Genomic DNA, 770 nt, shown 5'->3' on the forward strand with positions numbered 1-770 from the left:
TCTCTGCCTCCGAGTCTGCACGCCGAACGGCCCAGCGAGCACATCGAGTGGGAGGGCAGCGGACTGCGGCTGTTGGGCGAGGCTCGTTCCTGGCCGAGGGAGGAGTCCCGGGTTCGGCGCGCGGGTGTGTCGTCGTTCGGACTGTCCGGGACCAACGCCCATCTGATCCTCGAAGAAGCGTCGGCGTCAACGGAATCCACGGGGGAACCCGAGGAGGTCTCCGGGCCCGAGGCCGGTGCCGCCACCGGTGGTGTGTTTCCGGTGGTGGTGTCGGGCCGGGACGCGGGTGTGGTGCGGGCGCAGGCCCGGCGCTGGGCCGCGTGGTGGCGCGAGCACCCCCAGGTGTCCCTGGACCGGGTCGTCTCCACGGCCCTGTGGCACCGCAACTGGTTCGACTCCCGTGGCGCCGTCCTCGCCACCACCCGCGAAGAGGCCATCGACCGACTGGACGCACTCGCCGAAGGCACCGATGCCATCGGAGTGATCGCTCCCATCGAGACGCTGGGCGAGGACGCCCTCCAGGAGCCCGGCCCGGGGGGTGTGTGGGTGTTCCCGGGGCAGGGGTCGCAGTGGGAGGGCATGGGCCGGGCCTTGTACGAGCACTCCGCCGTGTTCGCCGAGGCCGTGGCCGCTTGTGACGCGGCCCTGCTGCCCTGGACGGGGTGGTCGGTCACCGAGGTCCTCATCGGGGAGCGGCCCCTGTCCGGTGTGGAGGAGGTGCAGGCGGCGTTGTTCGCGATGAGTCTGGGCCTGGCCGCGTGGTGGGAGTC

1 protein-coding gene is annotated in these 770 nt (G+C 71.9%); it reads left to right on the plus strand.

Annotated features, from left to right (window positions below; all coding sequences use genetic code 11):
- The coding region (locus CU044_RS19950) for an acyltransferase domain-containing protein (protein ID WP_193564012.1) at window positions 1-770 on the plus strand (770 nt) is incomplete at both ends.

The sequence above is a fragment of the Streptomyces sp. L-9-10 genome, from assembly GCF_004151105.1.
Taxonomy (GTDB): Bacteria; Actinomycetota; Actinomycetes; order Streptomycetales; family Streptomycetaceae; genus Streptomyces.